The 18,133-nt window shown below is 62.6% G+C and carries 15 protein-coding genes; 7 read left to right on the top strand and 8 right to left on the bottom strand.

Annotated features, from left to right (window positions below; translation table 11 throughout):
• The first annotated feature begins 222 nt into the window (after positions 1–222).
• On the top strand, positions 223–1,449 hold the full coding sequence (locus ASN89_RS22550) for a hypothetical protein (protein WP_058050834.1): 1,227 nt from the start codon (positions 223–225) through the stop codon (positions 1,447–1,449).
• A gap of 6 nt (positions 1,450–1,455) precedes the next feature.
• On the opposite strand, the gene ASN89_RS22545 is transcribed toward ASN89_RS22550, so the two are convergent.
• The 3 genes from ASN89_RS22545 to ASN89_RS22535 are packed head-to-tail and all read right to left on the bottom strand — an operon-like array spanning position 1,456 to position 4,928.
• Positions 1,456–2,919 (bottom strand): ATP-binding protein, encoded by a 1,464-nt coding sequence (locus tag ASN89_RS22545; RefSeq protein WP_058050833.1) that lies wholly within the window; start codon positions 2,917–2,919, stop codon positions 1,456–1,458.
• Positions 2,912–3,625, bottom strand: a complete 714-nt coding sequence (locus tag ASN89_RS22540; RefSeq protein ID WP_034757625.1) for a response regulator — start codon at positions 3,623–3,625, stop codon at positions 2,912–2,914. The genes ASN89_RS22545 and ASN89_RS22540 overlap by 8 nt, the downstream gene beginning before the upstream one ends.
• Complete coding sequence (locus tag ASN89_RS22535; protein WP_058050832.1) at positions 3,600–4,928, bottom strand: ABC transporter substrate-binding protein; 1,329 nt, start codon at positions 4,926–4,928, stop codon at positions 3,600–3,602. The genes ASN89_RS22540 and ASN89_RS22535 overlap by 26 nt, the downstream gene beginning before the upstream one ends.
• 355 nt (positions 4,929–5,283) lie before the next feature.
• Here ASN89_RS22535 and ASN89_RS22530 point away from each other — a divergent pair, with 355 nt between their 5' ends.
• The 6 genes from ASN89_RS22530 (at position 5,284) to ASN89_RS22505 (ending at position 12,021) form a co-directional block, all read left to right on the top strand.
• Positions 5,284–6,549, top strand: a complete 1,266-nt coding sequence (locus ASN89_RS22530) for an ABC transporter substrate-binding protein (protein ID WP_046684852.1) — start codon at positions 5,284–5,286, stop codon at positions 6,547–6,549.
• A gap of 111 nt (positions 6,550–6,660) precedes the next feature.
• Positions 6,661–7,575, top strand: coding sequence for a carbohydrate ABC transporter permease (locus ASN89_RS22525; RefSeq protein ID WP_034758088.1), 915 nt, complete (start codon positions 6,661–6,663; stop codon positions 7,573–7,575).
• Between the two features lie 8 nt (positions 7,576–7,583).
• Positions 7,584–8,423: a carbohydrate ABC transporter permease gene (locus ASN89_RS22520; RefSeq protein ID WP_058050831.1), complete on the top strand. Its 840-nt coding sequence runs from the start codon at positions 7,584–7,586 to the stop codon at positions 8,421–8,423.
• A gap of 10 nt (positions 8,424–8,433) precedes the next feature.
• Positions 8,434–9,567 carry an ABC transporter ATP-binding protein gene (locus ASN89_RS22515; RefSeq protein WP_058050830.1) on the top strand — a complete coding sequence of 378 codons (1,134 nt, stop codon included), beginning with the start codon at positions 8,434–8,436 and terminating at the stop codon, positions 9,565–9,567.
• A gap of 90 nt (positions 9,568–9,657) precedes the next feature.
• On the top strand, positions 9,658–10,893 hold the full coding sequence (locus ASN89_RS22510) for a maltoporin (RefSeq protein ID WP_058050829.1): 1,236 nt from the start codon (positions 9,658–9,660) through the stop codon (positions 10,891–10,893).
• 99 nt (positions 10,894–10,992) lie between these two features.
• A complete protein-coding gene (locus tag ASN89_RS22505; protein ID WP_058050828.1) occupies positions 10,993–12,021 on the top strand; it encodes a ParB/Srx family N-terminal domain-containing protein in 1,029 nt (342 codons plus the stop codon).
• A gap of 71 nt (positions 12,022–12,092) precedes the next feature.
• Here the strand turns inward: ASN89_RS22505 and ASN89_RS22500 are convergent, their stop codons facing one another.
• The 5 genes from ASN89_RS22500 to ASN89_RS22480 form a co-directional block, all read right to left on the bottom strand.
• On the bottom strand, positions 12,093–13,202 hold the full coding sequence (locus tag ASN89_RS22500) for an ABC transporter ATP-binding protein (protein ID WP_046684848.1): 1,110 nt from the start codon (positions 13,200–13,202) through the stop codon (positions 12,093–12,095).
• A 9-nt stretch (positions 13,203–13,211) separates the two neighbouring features.
• Positions 13,212–14,087, bottom strand: a complete 876-nt coding sequence (locus ASN89_RS22495) for a carbohydrate ABC transporter permease (RefSeq protein ID WP_034757607.1) — start codon at positions 14,085–14,087, stop codon at positions 13,212–13,214.
• A complete protein-coding gene (locus tag ASN89_RS22490) occupies positions 14,084–14,968 on the bottom strand; it encodes a carbohydrate ABC transporter permease (protein WP_010397323.1) in 885 nt (294 codons plus the stop codon). The genes ASN89_RS22495 and ASN89_RS22490 overlap by 4 nt, the downstream gene beginning before the upstream one ends.
• A 112-nt stretch (positions 14,969–15,080) precedes the next feature.
• A complete protein-coding gene (locus ASN89_RS22485) occupies positions 15,081–16,334 on the bottom strand; it encodes an ABC transporter substrate-binding protein (protein ID WP_035817882.1) in 1,254 nt (417 codons plus the stop codon).
• Between the two features lie 244 nt (positions 16,335–16,578).
• Complete coding sequence (locus ASN89_RS22480; RefSeq protein WP_082654699.1) at positions 16,579–17,868, bottom strand: maltoporin; 1,290 nt, start codon at positions 17,866–17,868, stop codon at positions 16,579–16,581.
• Positions 17,869–18,133: the final 265 nt, after the last annotated feature.

Here is an 18,133-nt window from a genome sequence, read left to right as displayed (position 1 = left end):
AGAAAGATCAAGGGGAAAATCACGTGTACGCATAAAAAAGAAGACCACGCCATCTTGCTACCAAACCCGCATGCGCAGGCCGCAAATGCAGAGGTCACTGATGTACATCAAGATGCGTTTTTCTAATTGTTATAGAGAAATGATGTCGTGTGCGCGCGCCGTATTCGCATGCCGATGCGCTATACAATAAGCGCCTGTTCAACCGCCAGGAAGCATGCCGCCATGACGCAGCACGACAGCCACTCTCCCCTCCTCTCCGACGTGGCCGAACGCTACGTCAGACTGGTCCTGGCCATGGGCCAGCACGATGCCTCGTATGTGGACGCCTATTACGGCCCGCCCGCATGGCAACAGGAAGCGCTAGAACAGCAACTGGGTTTAAGCGGCATCAAGACCGAAACGGACGAGGCGCTGGCCCTGCTGGCCGACGCGCCCTGCCTGCGCGCCGTCAACCTGCGCAAGCAGCTGCAAGCCGTCATGGCGCGCGCGGAGATGCTACAGGGATCGCGCCTTGATTTCGATACGGAAAGCGCGCGCCTGTACGACGCCGTCTCGCCCCATCACAGCCGCGCGTACTACGCAGCACTGGTGGCGCAAATCGACGCCCTGCTGCCTGGCGACGGCACGGTCAGCGACAGGGTCAACGCCTTGCGCGCGCAACTCATCATTCCCGCCGACAAGCTGCACGCCGTCATGGATGCGGCCATCCGCGCGGGCCGCGAGCGTACCTTGCAGTACATCGTCCTGCCCGAAGGCGAAGATTTCATATTGGAATTTGTCACCGACAAGCCGTGGAGCGGCTACAACTGGTACAAGGGCAACTACCAGAGTGTGATCCAGATCAATACGGACTTGCCCGTGTACATCGATCGCGCCGTCGACCTCGGCTGCCACGAAGCGTATCCGGGCCACCACGTCTACAACGTGCTGCTGGAACGCGACCTGGTGCGCGGCAAGGGCTGGATGGAATACTGCATCTATCCCTTGTATTCGCCGCAATCCCTGCTCGCCGAAGGCACGGCCAATTACGGCATCGAACTGAGTTTTACGGATGAAGAACGGCTGGCTTTCGAACAGCAGGTGCTGTACCCGCTGGCCGGCCTCGATCCGGCGCTGGCACCCCGCTATGCGCAACTCAACGCGCTGCTGGCCAAACTCGGCTACGCCGACAACGACATCGCGCGCCAGTACCTCGAAGGCAGCCTGAACCGCGAAGAAGCGCTGGAATGGCTGGTCAACGTGCGCCTGTACCCGGCCGAGAAATCCGCGCAGCGCCTGCAGTTCTATGACGCCATGGGCGCCTACGTCATCAATTACAATCTGGGCCAGGACATGGCGAAAGCCTATGTCGAGCGCCAGGGCGCGACGCGTGCCGAGCACTGGGCCGCCTTCCGCGACCTGATGTCCTCGCCGCGCGTGCCCAGTGCGCTGCTGGCCGGACAAAGCTGACGTCGCTCACTGGGCAGGCAGGCGGATGGTAGCTTCCAGGCCGCCGTCACGGTGGTTGGCCAGGGTCAGCTCGCCGCCGTGGGCCTGGACGATGCTGCGCGCGATACCAAGCCCCAATCCCATGCCATGCGCGTTTTGTTCGCGGCCATGTTCCAGGCGCACATAGGGCTGGAACAGGCTGGCGAACGCCTCTTCGGCCACGCCGGGGCCGTCATCGCGTATGCGGATGACCACGTTGGCGCCCTCGCGGCACGCCGACAAATGGGCCGTCTTGCCGTAAAACAGGGCATTGTCCAGCAAGTTGCCGATGGCGCGCTTCAGGGCCAGGGGCTTGGCCTTCACGCTCAGATCCGTCTCCACGTAATGCACTTCATGGCCAGCCAGCTGGGTCCCGCGCACCATGCGCTGCAGCAAGGGGTCCAGGCGCACCTCGGTGGCGTTTTCATGGATATCGCTATCCTTCACGCATTGCAGCGCACCCTTGACCATCATGTCCAGCTCATCGAGGTCATCGTGGAATTCGTTGCGCAGCACATCGTCGTCGAGCAATTCCGTGCGCAATTTCAGGCGCGTGATGGGCGTGCGCAAGTCGTGCGAAATCGAAACGAACAGCCGTTCGCGGTCTTCCAGGTAGCGCTGGATACGCTCGCGCATGCCGCTGAAGGCGCGCGCCGTCTGCACGAACTCGCGGCTGCCCGTCTGCGGCAGGGGCGGCGGCGTCTCGCCACGGCCAAACGCTTCGGCCGCGTCCGACAGGGCCGCCAGCGGCCGTGTGGTCCAGCGCACGACGAGGATGGACAGCAGCAGCACGGCCGCCAGCGACAACGCTTGCAGCAATACCCGGTCGAGTGTCCACGGATTACTGCTTTGCAAGAAATACGGATTGGGCATCAGTGCCGCCAGGTACAGCCAGTTGCCCGGCTCCAGCTCGGCCTGGATCACGAGGACGGGAGCGGGATTCGGTTTCAGCAGCAAGATATGCTGCACCCAGTTTTCCGGCAAGTCGCCGATGTGCGCGCCGCTGTCGGCCACCACCAGGTCGCTCGGCCAGGCGAAGCCCACGCGGTAGCCGGCCAGCTGCGGCAAGTCGCTCTTCAGCGCCGCGCCCACCGTGGCCACCACCGTATCGGCCAGCGCGTGCGGGGCGATTTCGCGAATGGCCAGCGGCCCCTGGTTGACGTTGACAAAGAAGCGCGTGCCGCCCATCTCGCGAAATTGCTGGATCAGGATGGGGCGGTAATTGGCCGGCAAGCTGAGGAAGAAACGGATGGTGCTGGCGGCGCTGCGGGCCAGGTGCTGCGACGCCATGCGCGCCTCCACGGCCGAATCGCGGCGCAGCTGCGTGGCCCAGATCAGGTTGCCCACCAGTTGCGTGGCCAGCACGCCGGCCACCATCACCACGGACAGGCGGCCCAGCAGCGATGGCGGCAACAGGCGCTCGAGCAGCCGGCGCGCGCCCCGCTCAGGCATGTCCACTGCTCACGTCGGCCGAAAACACATAACCGGCGCCGCGCACCGTCTTGATCAGCATGGGCTGCTTGCCATCGTCCTTCAAGCGCAGCCGCAGCCGGCTCACCTGCACATCAAGCGAGCGGTCGAGCGGCCCCGCGTCGCGCCCCCGCGTCTGTTCGCACAGCACGCTGCGGTCGAGGATATCGCCCGGATGCTCGACAAAGTAGCGCAGCAGCTGGAAATCAAGGCCCGTCAGCTGCAGCGCTTCGCCATCGGCATCCGTCACCGTGCGCTCGAGCGTGTCGAGGGTGAAACCGACGAAGCGGTAATAGCGGGGCGGCGCGGCGGCGTCGATGCCCGTGCGGCGGTGGATGGCTTTGATGCGTGCCAGCAATTCGCGCGGGCTGTAGGGCTTGGCGATGTAGTCGTCGGCCCCCAGTTCCAGCCCCACCACCCGGTCCGTCTCGTCGGAGCTGGCCGTCAACATGATGATGGGCACGTTCGAGCGGGCGCGCACCACCTTGCACAGCGCAAAGCCATCCGTATCGGGCAGCATCACGTCGAGGATCACCAGCGACAGGCTGTCGACGTGGCGGTGGAATTCGGCCAGGAAGGTGGCGCCATCGTGCGCCAGGCCCACCTCGTACTGGTTCTTTTCCAGGTAGGCCTTCAACAGCATGCGGGTCTTTTGATCGTCGTCAACGACCAGGATTTTGCGTGACATGGTCTCGTCCTTTTTTATTCAGCGCCTGCAACATGCTGCCGATGCGGCGCTGGGCGTCGGCCGCGCTGATCGTCTCGTCCAGGAAATAACGGTGCACTTCGGCGATGATGGCGTCCTTGCTGGTTTCATCGGTGGCCATGCGGTGCACGAGGCTGGGTGCCTGGAACGCGGCGCCGCGCGCGAATGCCTGCGCCGAGGCGCGCCCGCAGCTGTCCAGGCGCGACATGTCGGCCTGGCGCAAGGCGGGAATCGAACCCTTCACCTGGCTGTACTCGAGCTGCACGGGCAGCGAAGCGACCACCTGCGCCAGCTTTTCCTGCGCGCCCTGGTGCGTGTAATCGGAGGCGAACATGGCCAGCGTATCGATGCTGTACAGGTGGTAGTCGCCCGTGTCGGGCGCGGCGGCGCAGCCGAACACTTCGTCCGTGGCGCGGCCCCAGGCGTTCAGCTCGCCCTTCGCCCAGTCGCCCATGATGTACATGGCCGCCTCGCCATCGCCCACCTGGCGCGCCATTTCGGGCCAGCCCTGTTCGCGCAACGGCGTGCCCATCCATTGCTTCAGGGACCTCAAGCGCTGCAAGGCGTGGCGCAGGCGCGGGTCGGCATACGCCTCGGCTTTCTTCTCGACAAACAGGGCGCGGTAATACGCGGGTCCCGATTCGGCCAGCACCAGCGTTTCAAACAGGGTGGCTACCTGCCACGCTTCGCTGCTTTGCGCCAGCGGCGTGATGCCGGCCTGGCGCAGCTTGCCGGCCACGCGCTCGAAGTCGCTCCAGCTGCGCGGCACGGCCAGGCCCAGGCGCTGGAAGATCTTGCGGTTGTAAAACAGGGTATTGATGCGGTGGATGCCGGCCGGCACGCCCATCGTATGGCCGCGATTTTGCAGCAAGCCCCATACGGTGGGATACATGGTGGCGCGCCAGTTGTTGCTGGCGGCGACGCTGTCGAGCTGCAGCAGCAAACCCAGGTCGCTCCACTCGCCCAGGGTATAGCCGATCAGCTGCATGACTTCCGGCGATTTGCCGGCCAGCACGCGGCTCTTCAAGACCTTGCCCGCGCCGACGCCTGCGCCGCCCGCGATGCCCGCGTCGCGCCATTCGACGCCTTCCTGCGCCAGGCGCGCCACCAGCACGTCGGCGGCGCGGCGTTCGCCGATCGAGGTCCACCAATGCAGTACTTGCAGCGCTTCGGCCCGCGCCGGCACGCTGCTGCACATGAAGGCAAGCAGCGCCAGCGCCGCCACGCCGCGACGGCGGGCGGCCCCGGCATGGCGGTCGGCGGTGCTGCGCGGCGGCGTCTTCAATCCTGTCCCCTTTTTCTTGTCGCGACAAACTATAGCCCAACTACAAAACAGCAGGTTGGTAATTTAGACCCCTGATTTGTAAAGAAACGTGAGCTTTTGTTGCACTACCTTGCGCAGCGCACAAGGGGCGCCACGCGCCGGACGCCCCGCGCGGCGCGCCACGGCAGCGGACATCGGTAAGGAAAGGTAAGCAGGAAGATGTAGGCATTATGAATTTATCCTTTTAAATCAACAGGATAAGCGATATCCACCAGTGCAATGCCGGGTGCTGGCGTCACATTTCCCCCGATGCTACTGTCCGCCAACTGCAGCGTAACAGGCAGCCAAACAAGACCAACACCAACAAGGAGACAACATGCAACTGCATGCAAAAGGCGGCGCGGCCGCGCGCAACACATTGCTGGCCCTGCTGCTGGCCAGCGGCACGGCACAGGCGGGCACGCTCACCATCGAAAGCTGGCGCGTGGATGACAAGACCCTGTGGGAAACGGTGCTCATTCCCGCCTTCCAGAAAAAACATCCTGGCATCGAGATCAAGTTCTCGCCCACCGCCCCCACGGAATACGATTCCACCCTGAACGCGCGCCTGAGCGGCGGCACGGCCGGCGACTTGCTGGCCTGCCGCCCGTTCGACGTCTCGCTGGCCCTGTACAAGCGGGGCCAGCTGGAAAAGCTCGACGGCAAGGCTGGCATGGACAACTTCCCCGCCTCGGCCAAGGTGGCATGGCAGACGGACGACGGCAAGGACACCTTCTGCATGCCGATCGCGTCCGTCATGCATGGCTTCCTGTACAACAAGAAAATCTTCCGCGAACTGAAACTGCAGCCGCCCGCCACGGAAGAGGAATTCTTCAAGGTACTGGAAACGGTCAAGAAGAGCGGCAAATATGCGCCCTTGGCCCTGGGCACGGCGGACCAGTGGGAAGCGAACCAGGTGGTATTTACCAGCATCGGCGCCAATTACTGGAAGGGCGAAGAGGGCCGCAAGGCGCTGATCGCCGGCAAGGCCAAATTTACCGACCCGCAATTCGTTGCCGCCTGGGAATATGAGGCACGGCTGGGCAGCTACCTGTCCAAGGGCGCCAGCGCGCAAACCTATGGCGACAGCCAGAACCAGTTCGCGCTGGGAAAGGCCGCCATCTACCCGTCCGGCTCCTGGGACATCGCTTACTTCAAGCAAGACCCGGAACTGGAACTGGGCGCCTTCAACCCGCCCGTGCGCAAGGCCGGCGACAAGTGCTATATCTCGGACCACACGGACATCGGCATGAGCGTCAACAAGAAGTCGAAGAACAAGGAAGACGCCTACAAATTCCTCGCCTGGCTCGGTTCGCAGGAATTCGCCGACATCTACACCAACAAGGTGACGGGCTTCTTCTCGCTGTCGAACCATTTGATCTCCATCAAGGACCCGCTGGCCAAGCAAATGAACGGCTGGCGTGCCAGTTGCGCCTCGACCATCCGCCTGAACGCGCAAATCCTCAACCGTGGCGAGCCGAGCATGGAAAACGAGCTATGGAACGTCAACGCCCAGGTCTTGAACGGCAAGCTGGCGCCGAAAGACGCGGCGCGCCAGATCCAGTCCGGCTTTGCCAAATGGTACAAGCCGCAACAGCAATAAATCCCCCTACCCTCCCCGCGCAACCGGCCTGAGCAGTGCGATGCGGCAGCCGGTGGCACGGTTTTGCCGGCGGCCCCGCCGCCGGTGCTTTTCTTCGTCTGGAGTTTCGCCGTGAAAAAAGCTTTCCCATGGCACGTCCTCGTGTTCCTGGCCCCGGCGCTGGTCATTTACTCGCTGTTCAGCGCCCTGCCCCTGGCCGATACCCTGCGCCTGGGCCTGTACACGACCGATGAGAGCGGCCAGCACCATTTTGCCGGCCTGGCCAACTACGCCACCATCCTGTTCGACCCGCAATGGTCGCAAAGTTTCTGGAATGCGATGTGGAACAACTGCAAGTTCTTCCTCATCCACATGCTGCTGCAAAATCCCATCGGCCTGCTGCTGGCCACCCTCTTCAGCCTCAAGGGTTTGAAGGGCGAGCGCAGCTACCGTACCCTGATCTTCCTGCCGACCCTGCTGTCCGTCGTCATCATCGGCTTCATCTGGCAGCTGATCCTGTCGCCGCTGTGGGGCGTGGGCCAGTCGCTGATGGATGGCGTGGGCATCGGCAGCTACTTCGCGCCTTGGCTGGGCCAGGAATCGACGGCCCTGCTGACCATCGCCCTCATTTCCGTTTGGCAATACATCGGCATCCCCATGATGCTGATCTATGCGGCCCTGCTGGCCGTGCCCGAGGAAATCATCGAGGCGGCCCACGCGGAAGGGGCCAGCGCCATGCGCATCTTCTGGCAAATCAAGCTGCCGCTGATCTGGCCCACCCTGGGGCTGGTGACCATCCTCACCTTCGTCGCCAACTTCAACGCCTTCGACCTCGTGTATTCCGTGAAAGGCGCGCTGGCGGGACCGAACTACGCCACCGACATCCTCGGCACCTTCTTTTACCGCACCTTCTTCGGTTACCAGGCCCAGCTGGGCAGCCCCACCATGGGCGCCGCCGTGGCCACCATGATGTTCCTCGTGATCCTCGTGGGCGTGGGCGTGTATTTCTTTTTCGTGCAGCGCAAGCTGACACGCTACGAACTGTAAGGGCCGCCATGCGCAACGTTTCCACCCGCCCCCTGGGCCGCGCCGCCGTGCATGCGATTTTGGCCGGCTACACCATCATCGCCCTGTTCCCCATCGTCTTGATCCTGATCAACTCGGTCAAGACGCGGGCCGCCATCTTCGACAATCCGCTGGCCTTGCCCACGCCCGCCACCTTTTCGCTCGTGGGCTTTCACAAGGTGCTGGCCAATTCCGATTTCCTGCTGTACTTCGGCAACAGCCTGTTTGTCACGCTCGTCTCGCTGTTGCTGATCGTGCTGTTCGGCGCCATGGCGGCCTGGGCCTTGTCCGAGTACACGTTTACAGGCAACCGCCTGCTGACCCTGTACCTGGCGCTGGGCATCATGATCCCCATCCGCCTCGGCACGGTCTCCATCCTGGAACTGGTGGTGCGGCTCGACCTGATCAACACCTTGACGGCGCTGGTGCTCGTGTACACGGCGCAGGGCCTGCCGCTGGCCGTGATGATTTTGTCCGAATTCGTGCGCCAGGTGCCGCGCGAACTGAAGGATGCGGCGCGCTGCGACGGCGTGGGCGAATTCGCCATCTTCTTCCAGGTGATCCTGCCCCTGATCCGCCCCGCCATCGCCACGGTCGCCGTGTTCACCATGATTCCCGCCTGGAACGACCTGTGGTTCCCGCTGATCCTGGCGCCATCGGACCGCACCAAGACCGTCACCCTGGGCGTACAGCAATTCATCGGGCAATACGTGACGGACTGGAACTCGGTGCTGGCGGCGCTGTCGCTGGCCGTCATTCCCGTGCTCGTGATGTACGTCATTTTCTCTCGTCAACTGATCCGCGGCCTGACGTCCGGCGCGGTCAAATAATAGGTGCGCCATGGCCCATGTAAGCCTGCAACAACTGACCAAATCCTACGACGGCCGCCACAATGTGCTGGCCGGCATCGACCTCGACATCCGCGACGGCGAATTCGTCGTGCTGGTGGGCCCTTCCGGCTGCGGCAAATCGACCTTGCTGCGCATGTTGTGCGGCCTGGAAAGCATTTCGCAAGGCACCTTGTCCATCGGAGGCAAGGTCGTCAACGACTTGCCGCCAGCCGAACGGGGCATCGCCATGGTCTTCCAGAGCTATGCCTTGTATCCGCACATGAGCGTGTACCGCAACATGGCGTTCGGCCTGAAGATCGCCGGCGCCAGCAAGGAAGCCATCGCCCAGCGCGTGCGCCACGCGGCCGCCATCCTGAAGATCGACCACCTGCTGGAACGCCTGCCGCGCGAACTCTCGGGCGGCCAGCGCCAGAGGGTGGCCATCGGCCGCGCCATCGTGCGCGAACCGCAGCTGTTCCTGTTCGACGAGCCGCTGTCGAACCTCGACGCGGCCCTGCGCGTGCAGACGCGGCTGGAAATTGCCAAGCTGCACCGCCAGTTGAACGCCACCATCGTGTATGTGACGCACGACCAGGTCGAGGCGATGACCCTGGGCGACAAGATCGTCGTCATGCATGGCGGCCATATCCAGCAGGCGGGCACGCCTTTGGAACTGTACCAGCAGCCGGCCAACCGCTTCGTGGCCGGCTTCATCGGCGCGCCGATGATGAATTTCTTCGAAGGCAAGGTCATCGCCGCGCAGGACGATGGCGTGCGCGTGGCGCTGTCCAGCGGCCAGGAAGTCACGGCCCTCGTCGATCCGGCCGGCTTGCTGCCGGGCGACGCCGTCACGGTGGGCCTGCGGGCCGAACACATCCTGGAAAACGGCGACGGCAGCGCCCAGTTCCAGGGCGTCGTCAGCCTGGTCGAACACCTGGGCGAAGCCAACTTCATTTACCTGGCGCTGGACAACGGCCAGGAACTGGTGATACGCGGCGACGGCAACAACCGCGTGCCGCTGGGCCAGCCGTTCACGGTCTCGGCCGCCAGCAGCGCCTTCCATTTGTTCGACGCCCAAGGCGTGGCGCGCACGCGGCGCCAGCCCGGCAACCTGATTTCATCGAAACAGATATTGGCCGCCTGAGCTTCCCGCCCAGGCAGCCCCCCGATTGGATCGGCAGCGATCCGGTACGACGTGCCCAAGCACGCATTTTGATAACGACAAGGAGACTCCATGCAACACCCGATCAAGACCTCGCTGGCCCTGGCCTGCGCCATGCTGCTGGCCTGCGGCGCCGCCCACGCCAGCGATGCCGAAGGCGAATACCACGGCTACTTCCGCGCCGGCCTCGGCTCGAGCACGGACAGCCGCGGCCCGCAAAGCTGCTACGGCCTGGGCGGCAACACCATGCGCTACCGGCTCGGCAACGAATGCGACACCTATGGCGAATTCGAATACCAGAAGGAAATGGCCAAGTCGCCCAATGGCGTCAGCTTCGTCGGCCATATCATGGTGGCCGCCTATACGCCCAGTTCCGCCGTCAGCGATTCGGACCTGAGCATGTCGAAGATGTACGTGGAAGCGAAAAACATCGAAATCCTCAACGGCGGCACGGCCTGGATCGGCAAGCGCTACTACATGCGTCCCGACATCCACATGTTGGACTTGCAATACATCAATATGAACGGCACGGGCGGCGGCATCGACCAGTACAAGCTGGGACCGGGCCGCATCAGCTATGGCTTCTTCAAGGATAACGACAAGCCCGGCAACTCGGCCATCCGGCAAAACCTCGTCTACCAGGGCATCCCCATCAACCAGGATGGCACGCTGGAAGTGCTGACCACCCTCATCACGCCCGACAAGAAGGACAGCACCTCGCACAGCGGCTGGCAAGCCACCGTGCTGCACAAGCAGGATAAAGTATGGGGCGGCGCCAACACCTTCGGCATCCAGTACGGCGTCGGGCCGGGCACGGGCGCCGGCGGCCAGTGCTGCGACCGCATGGGCACGACGGGCTCGATCCGCAACGGCAGCGACGTCACGCGCTTGCGCATCTTCAATTCGCTGTGGATACAGCCGACGCCGGAATGGAGCGCGGAAATGATCGCCATCGTGCAGCGAGACAAGTCCGACGCCACGGGCGGCAGCTCGACCTGGACCTCCCTGGGCGTGCGCCCCGTGTATGCCGTCAACGACAACTTCAAGCTGCAGTTCGAGCTGGGCACGGACCGCGTGACCTCGCCCACGGGCGGCGCCGCGCAGCGCCTGACCAAGCTGACCTTCGCCCCTACCCTGACGGCGGGCAAGGGTTACTGGTCGCGCCCCGAGCTGCGCGCCTTCGTCACCTACGGCAAATGGAACGATGCCGCCACGGCCGCCGTCAACAAGGCCAATGAATCGGGCCCCGTGTACGGCAACGCCACCAGCGGCACCTCGTTCGGCCTGCAAGTGGAGACGTGGTTTTAAGAAGCTGTCTTGATATGGCGCAGTGCATGCGCCTGTCGGACTGCGCGAAATCGCGTGCCGCGCTATGCTGCACGCCATACCGCTCACTTCGGAGGTCGCATGCACGCCGCATTTCCCCGGGCCGCCGCCGCACTGGCCCTCGCTTTCGCCAGCATGGCGGCGGCCCGCGACGCCGTCGTCGCGCCGGCACAGGTCCTGAGCGCGCGCCAGCAGGCGCTGATGGCCACCGTCGTGGGCAGCGCCGCCCATCCGCGCATCCTGCAGGTGCGCCTCGATGAATTGCATCCGACCCAGCCGGCCATCGGCTACGACCAGGTGTATTACAAGCTGGGACGCTATGCGGCCGAAGAAAAACACATCGCCGACATCGCCAAGCCAAAGAAATTCGCCGACCTGTGCGAAGCCAATGGCCAGGGCGACGTCTTGCCCAACACGGCCAATGTGCCCGGCGCTACCTTGGCCACGCCACCGGCCGGCTACCGCTGCAAGGCGGCCGTGGGCAGCCGTCCGGACGACATGAAGACCGTCGTCATCGGCCCGCGCGGCATCGTGTATCTGACCGATGGCCACCACACGTTTTCCACCTTCCGCGATGCCGACGGCGGGCGCAATCATCAATTGCAGGTCTGGGTCAAGGTCAGCGACAATTTCAGCGCGCTGGGCGAAGCGGCATTCTGGACCCGCATGCGCGCGGAAAACAAGGTGTGGCTGAAAAATGGCCGCAACCAGGCCATCACGCCGCGGCAACTGCCATCCGCCGTCGGCTTGCGCACACTCGGTGACGACCCGTACCGCTCGCTCGTCTACTTTACGCGCGGGATCGGCTACGAGCCGCCGGAGCACGCCACGGAATTTCTCGAGTTTTACTGGGCCGACTGGTTGCGCGGAGTTCCCGCACTGGACCTGGCGCGCGTCGACCTGCGCGACGCCACCGCGTATGCGAATGCGATCCTGCTGGCCGCGCAGGCGATGGTGGCGCTGCGGCCAGACGATATCGTCAGCGGCGGCAAGAGCGCGCGCGAACTGGGCGCCCTGCGGGAAGTCAACCGGGAAGAATTCGATGAGCTGATCGACGACAAGGGCAAGCTGCGCCACGCCATCGCGTACAAGAAATCGTTGGCGCAATAAGCGCGGCGGCGTAAACGACAACGGCCCGCCTGTCATGCGACAAGCGGGCCGTTTTCTGTTGCAGGTGCTGCTTACGCGATGCGCTCGCCGTTGGCCGGATCAAACATGGCCGCTTTCGACAGGTTGAACGACAGCTGCATGGTCTGCCCCGGCAGCACGGCTTCGCGCGGGTGCGTGCGGCACGTCACGGCAGCGCCGTTCAGGCGCGTCGTCAGCAAGGTGTCGGGGCCGGTCGGCTCGACCAGGTCGATCAGGCAGCCGAGTTCCTGGCCCACGTCGCCGTGCGCGCTGCTCATGTCCGTGATCTGCTCCGGGCGCACGCCCAGGATCACGTCGCGGCCCGCATAGCTGCGCAGTTTGTCGGCGGCGAACGGCAAGGCCAGGCGCAGGCTCTTGCCCGCGTTCTCGATGGCGACAAACACCTCGTTGCCTTCGATGACAGGCTTGACGGTGATGAAGTTCATCGACGGCGAGCCGATGAAGCCGGCCACGAACAGGTTGGCCGGGTTGTCGTAGATTTCCTGCGGCGTGCCCAGTTGCTGCACCACCCCGTCCTTCATGACGGCGATCAGGTCGCCCATGGTCATCGCCTCGATCTGGTCATGCGTGACGTAGACGATGGTGGCCTTCAGGCGCTGGTGCAGCAGCTTGATCTCGGCGCGCATTTCCACGCGCAGCTTGGCGTCCAGGTTCGACAGCGGTTCGTCGAACAGGAACAGCGACGGCTTGCGCGAAATGGCGCGGCCCATGGCCACGCGCTGGCGCTGGCCGCCCGACAGCTGCGCCGGACGGCGGTCCAGCAAGTGCGTGATCTGCAGGGTTTCGGCGACGCGGGCGACGATTTCTTCCTGTTCCGCCTTCGGCACTTTTTTCACGTTCAAACCGAACGCGATGTTTTCGCGCACCGTCATCGACGGGTACAGCGCGTAGGACTGGAACACCATGGCGATGTCGCGGTCCTTCGGCGGCAAGTCGTTGACGACCTTGCCGTCGATGAGGATTTCGCCGGACGTGACGCTTTCCAGGCCGGCCACCATGTTGAGCAAGGTCGACTTGCCGGAGCCGGAGCCGCCGACGAGGATCAGGAACTGGCCGTCCTTGATCTCGATGTCGATGCCCTTGAGGACTTCGACGCCATTCGTGTACACCTTGCGGATGCTGCGTATCGATAAACTGGACATATTCTTTCCTTAACCTTTGACTGCGCCTGCGGTCAGACCGCGCACAAAATAACGGCCTGCGACCAGATAGACCAGCAGGGTCGGCAGCGCGGCAATCACCGCGGCGGCCATGTTGACGTTGTATTCCTTCACGCCCGTGGACGTGTTGACCAGGTTGTTCAAGCCCACCGTGATCGGCTGCGAATCGCCGCTGGCGAACACGATGCCGAACAGGAAGTCGTTCCAGATCTGCGTGAATTGCCAGATGATGCAGACGACGAAAATCGGACCCGAAATCGGCAGCACGATCTTGCGGAAGATCAGGAAGAAGCCGGCGCCGTCGATGCGGGCCGCCTTGATCAGCTCTTCCGGCACGCCGATGTAGTAGTTACGGAAGAACAGGGTCGTGAAGGCAGTGCCATACACCACATGCACGAAGACGAGGCCCGTGGTGGTATTGGCCAGGCCGAATTCGCCCAGCAGGCGCGCCATCGGCAGGATCACCACCTGGAAGGGAATGAAGCAGCCCACCAGCAAGGCGGCAAACAGGATTTCCGAACCGCGGAAGCGCCAGTGCGCGAACACATAGCCGTTGAAGGCGCCCAGGAAGGTCGAGATCAGCACGGCGGGAATCACCATCTTGATCGAGTTCCAGAAGAACGGCTGCATGCCGTCGCAGGTAACGCCCGTGCAGGCCGAAGACCAGGCCTTGGACCAGGAATCGAACTGCCACACGTGCGGCAAGGCCAGCAGGTTGCCGCTGCGGATCTCGTCGAGCGACTTGAACGACGTCGACAGGGTCACATACAGGGGCACGATGTAGTACACCGCGAACAGGATCAGCAGCAGGTATAACACCACCCGTCCCAGGGTGAGTTTGTTGTTACGTGTAGGAGTGTGTGTCATCTCATCGCCTTTGCGCTGCGCGTTTCCAGGTACATCAGCGGCACGAGCACGGCCACGATGGTGGCCAGCATCATCATTGCCGATGCCGAGCCCAGGCCCAGCTGGCCGCGGGTGAAGGAAAACTGGTACATGAAGATGGCCGGCACGGACGAGGAGTTGCCAGGTCCGCCAGCCGTCAGTGCGATGACCAGGTCGAAGCTCTTGATGGCGATATGCGCAAGGATCAGCAGCACGCTGAAGAACACGGGACGCATGGCGGGAATCACGATGCGCCAGTAGATCGTCGGCAAGGATGCGCCGTCGACTTGCGCCGCCTTGATGATCTCGTCATCGATGCCGCGCAGGCCGGCCAGGAACAGGGCCATGACAAAGCCCGACGACTGCCATACGCCGGCGATCACCACCGTGTAGATTGCCATGTCGGAGTTCACCAGCCAGTCGAAGGTAAACGAGGTCCAGCCCCAGTCGTGCATGACCTTTTCCAGGCCCAGGCTGGGATTGAGCATCCATTTCCAGGCCGTGCCGGTGACGATGAAGGACAGCGCCATCGGATACAGGTAGATGGCGCGCAACGCGCCTTCGGCGCGGATTTTCTGGTCCAGCAGGATGGCCAGGAACAGGCCGATGGCGATGCTGCAACCGATGAACAGGACACCGAAGATGCCGAGGTTCTTGAGCGAGGTCCACCAGCGCTCGTTGTCGAACAGCTCGACGTATTGCACCAGGCCGGCGAACTCGTAGTTCGGCATCAGCCGCGATTCGGTCAGCGACAGCCAACCGGTCAAAAAGATAAAACCATAGACGAATACCAGGCTGGCGATGAGCGTGGGGCCCAACACCATCTGCGGTATCCATCGGTCGAATTGCTTGCGTATGGACATAGGAGAGCCGTAGAGAGAACTGCGTGTGGCGCCGGCCTGGTCGAAGCCAGGGCGGACGCCTGCGATGCATGCAATGCAGCGGGCGCCGGCGAGCGTGCCAGCGCCGTCGTGATTACTTCACTTTTGCCGCTTTGGCCAAGGCTGCAACCGCGTCTTTCGAGCTCATGTTGGTGTTCATGAACTTGGCAATGACGTCGGTCACGGCGCCTTGCGTGGCCGATGGCAGCGCCATGCCGTGGGCGAACGACGGCACCAGGCCGCCGGTCTTGTTGGTGGCGTCCATGTCTTCCATCGATTTCAGGGCGCAAGCGTCAAACTTGTCCTTCGATACGCCGGAACGCACAGGGATGGAACCCTTGTTCAAGTTGAAGATCGACTGAAACTTCGGATTCATGATGGCGTTGGCCAGGGCGATCTGCCCTTTCTTCGCATTCGCATCCTTTTGCGTGAACATGGCAAACGAATCGATGTTGAAGGTGTAAGCCTTGTCCGTGCCAGGAGCGGCCACGCACAGGTAGTCCTTGCCCGGCACCTTGCCTGCAGCCGTGAACTCGCCCTTGGCCCAGTCGCCCATGAACTGGAAGCCGGCCTTGTTGTTGATGACCATGGCGGTGGCCAGGTTCCAGTCGCGGCCTGCCGCATCCTTGTCGATGTAGGTCTTGACCTTGCCCAGGGTGTCGAACACCTTGAGCATGGTCGGGCCGGTCAATTCCTTCTGATCCAGCTTGAGGATGGCTTTCTTGTAGAACTCCGTGCCGCCCACGCCCAGCGCGACGGATTCAAACACGGTGGCGTCCTGCCAAGGCTGGCCGCCGTGGGCGATCGCGATGCCGCCCGATTTCTTGATTTTCTCGGCTGCGTCGAAGAACGCATCCCAGGTCGTCGGGGTGGTGGCCACGCCGGCTTTTTTCAGCACTTCCGGATTGACCCACATCCAGTTGACGCGGTGGACGTTGACGGGAGCGGCAACGTAGTGGCCCTTGTACTTCATGATGTCGGCGACGACTTTCGGCAGCACGGCATCCCATTTGCCTGGAATGGCGGCATCATCGATATTGGCCAGCACGCCTTCAGCGCCCCATTCCTGGATCGATGGGCCCTTGATCTGGGCGGCCGTCGGCGGGTTGCCGGAAATGACACGGGTTTTCAGCGCGGTCGCGGCGTTTTCGCCAGCGCCGCCAGCCACGGCGAAGTCTTTCCAGCCGAAGCCGCTTTCCTTCACGATTTGCTGCAATTGGCCCACGGACTTCGCTTCGCCGCCGGAGGTCCAGTAGTGCAACACTTCCACGTCGGTCGCAAAGGCGCTGCCAGCGAATGCCAGGGTGGTCAATGCGGCCAGTTGGGTAATCTTGAATTTCAGTTTCATCTCCACATTCCTTTTTTGATCAAGCTTTTAGGGGGCTTCGGCATACGGGGGCCGAAAAAGGTGAAATCTGCGCCTGTACCGGCGCTCTTGTGCTCAGACCCGCTTGTAAACGGGCATCATCTTGGTGTAAAGACGGCGCCGTGATCCATGACATGACTACATTGCATTTATATCACGGGACGGCGCCAAAAACGCATCCGCGAAGGATGCGCCAGGTTGAACTTGACTTACAACGCCTGCAAACTTAGAACCAGGTTTCTACCTGGAAACCGTAGGAAGTGCCGCTGGTATTGTTGTTATAGATCGGGCCGCCGTTGTTCGACGCGTTGACCGAGGCGGTAGCCGCATCGTTCCATTTGCCGTACGTCACGAAAGCGCGCAGTTCAGGACGCGACCACAGGCCAGGACCGGCCGAGATCGTCGGTGCGATGGTCAGCTTGGTCAAGCGCTTGGCTGGCTGGCCGCCCGATTGCGTCACGCGGTCCGTGCCCAGTTCGCCCACCAGTTTGAAGTTGTCGGTGAAGGCGTACACGGGACGCACGCCGACCGACGTCCAGGTCGAGGAACCGGTGGCTTTCGACTCGTCTTTTTGCCACAGGGCGACAAATTCCATGCCGAAGTTGGCCATCGGCTGGATCGCCATGTCATTGAAGATGCGCGTGCGTTTCACGTCCGAACCGAAACCGGTGTCGCCCGACGCGCCGAACTGCGCGCCCTTGCCCGTGCCAGGACCGACGCCGTACTGCACGCCGAAGGTATTGCCGCCGCCAAATACCTTGCCTTGACGGTGGAATGCCGACAACTGCCAGCCGTTGTGCTTTTCGCCAAAAGCGTCGGTGTCCTTGCCTTCGCCGATGATGTAGGTCGCGGCCAGGTCCAGGGTGCCGTTTTCATTGACGGGGATTTCGCCGTAGATGAAGTTCTGGCGCACGGCCGACTTGGTGCCACGGATGGTGCCGTCGGCATTGCGGTCGTTGATGTCGTTGTCCTTGAAGAAGGCATACGAGAATTTACCAGGACCGGCAGGAATGCGGTCCAGGCCGGCGCCCGTGCCGTTCATGTTGATGTATTGCAGATCCAGCATGTGGATGTCAGGACGGTAGTAGAAGCGTTTACCGATCCAGGCCGTGCCGCCGTTCAGGAAATCGAGTCCCTGCGCTTCGACATAGGCTTTGACGATGCCCAGCTTGTTGTCGCCGAAATCCGAGTTTGGCGCGTAGGCGTTGACCCAAATCGTGGCCAGGTAGTTCACGCCGCCGGACTTGGCGACGGACTTGGTGTAGCCGAATTCCGTGTAGGCGTCGCACTCATTGCCCAGACGATATTTCATGGTATTGCCGCCGAGACCGAAGCAGCCTTGCGAACCGCCGTCGCCCGAGGTATTGCTGCCGGCGCCAGCGCGCAAGTAGCCGTGGAAGCCTTCGGAGTCGGATGGGTACATTGGATCGGCGGCAGCGGAACCGCTGGCGATGGCTAAGACGATGGCAGCCGGCAGTGTCTTCAACACGGCCTTCAACATGTTGCGATGCAGCATGGTAAGTCTCCTCAGTAGTTATTTTTTATCTAGTCATTCGTGGCCGAATGTACTGGCCAGAATTCTTTCCAGCAGGGACATAGTAACTATACTACGAACAAATATCAACATATTATGTTGTAATCCTACGACTACTCTGCGACACTTTATTTGCGTACCGACAGGCGAGTTGACTGCCCTGTTTTTCCCGCTGGCGCCACCGCATCTGGCACTATGGAAAAGCATTTGCGCAGGCAACCCGCATTTTTCGGCACGCGGCACGTAT

The sequence above is a fragment of the Janthinobacterium sp. Ant5-2-1 genome, from assembly GCF_001445815.1.
Classification (GTDB): domain Bacteria; phylum Pseudomonadota; class Gammaproteobacteria; order Burkholderiales; family Burkholderiaceae_D; genus Janthinobacterium; species Janthinobacterium lividum_E.
The sequence above is the reverse complement of the archived record's forward strand: the minus strand, read 5'-3'. Positions and strand labels throughout refer to the sequence as shown.

Excerpts from the sequence above, each read along its gene's own strand:
- ASN89_RS22545 (WP_058050833.1), bottom strand. The coding sequence starts at position 2,919 with ATGCCTGAGCGGGGCGCGCGCCGGCTGCTCGAGCGCCTGTTGCCGCCA.
- ASN89_RS22520 (WP_058050831.1), top strand. The coding sequence starts at position 7,584 with ATGCGCAACGTTTCCACCCGCCCCCTGGGCCGCGCCGCCGTGCATGCG.
- ASN89_RS22495 (WP_034757607.1), bottom strand. The coding sequence starts at position 14,087 with ATGACACACACTCCTACACGTAACAACAAACTCACCCTGGGACGGGTG.
- ASN89_RS22500 (WP_046684848.1), bottom strand. The coding sequence starts at position 13,202 with ATGTCCAGTTTATCGATACGCAGCATCCGCAAGGTGTACACGAATGGC.
- ASN89_RS22510 (WP_058050829.1), top strand. The coding sequence starts at position 9,658 with ATGCAACACCCGATCAAGACCTCGCTGGCCCTGGCCTGCGCCATGCTG.
- ASN89_RS22490 (WP_010397323.1), bottom strand. The coding sequence starts at position 14,968 with ATGTCCATACGCAAGCAATTCGACCGATGGATACCGCAGATGGTGTTG.
- ASN89_RS22485 (WP_035817882.1), bottom strand. The coding sequence starts at position 16,334 with ATGAAACTGAAATTCAAGATTACCCAACTGGCCGCATTGACCACCCTG.
- ASN89_RS22530 (WP_046684852.1), top strand. The coding sequence starts at position 5,284 with ATGCAACTGCATGCAAAAGGCGGCGCGGCCGCGCGCAACACATTGCTG.
- ASN89_RS22480 (WP_082654699.1), bottom strand. The coding sequence starts at position 17,868 with ATGCTGCATCGCAACATGTTGAAGGCCGTGTTGAAGACACTGCCGGCT.
- ASN89_RS22515 (WP_058050830.1), top strand. The coding sequence starts at position 8,434 with ATGGCCCATGTAAGCCTGCAACAACTGACCAAATCCTACGACGGCCGC.
- ASN89_RS22550 (WP_058050834.1), top strand. The coding sequence starts at position 223 with ATGACGCAGCACGACAGCCACTCTCCCCTCCTCTCCGACGTGGCCGAA.
- ASN89_RS22505 (WP_058050828.1), top strand. The coding sequence starts at position 10,993 with ATGCACGCCGCATTTCCCCGGGCCGCCGCCGCACTGGCCCTCGCTTTC.
- ASN89_RS22540 (WP_034757625.1), bottom strand. The coding sequence starts at position 3,625 with ATGTCACGCAAAATCCTGGTCGTTGACGACGATCAAAAGACCCGCATG.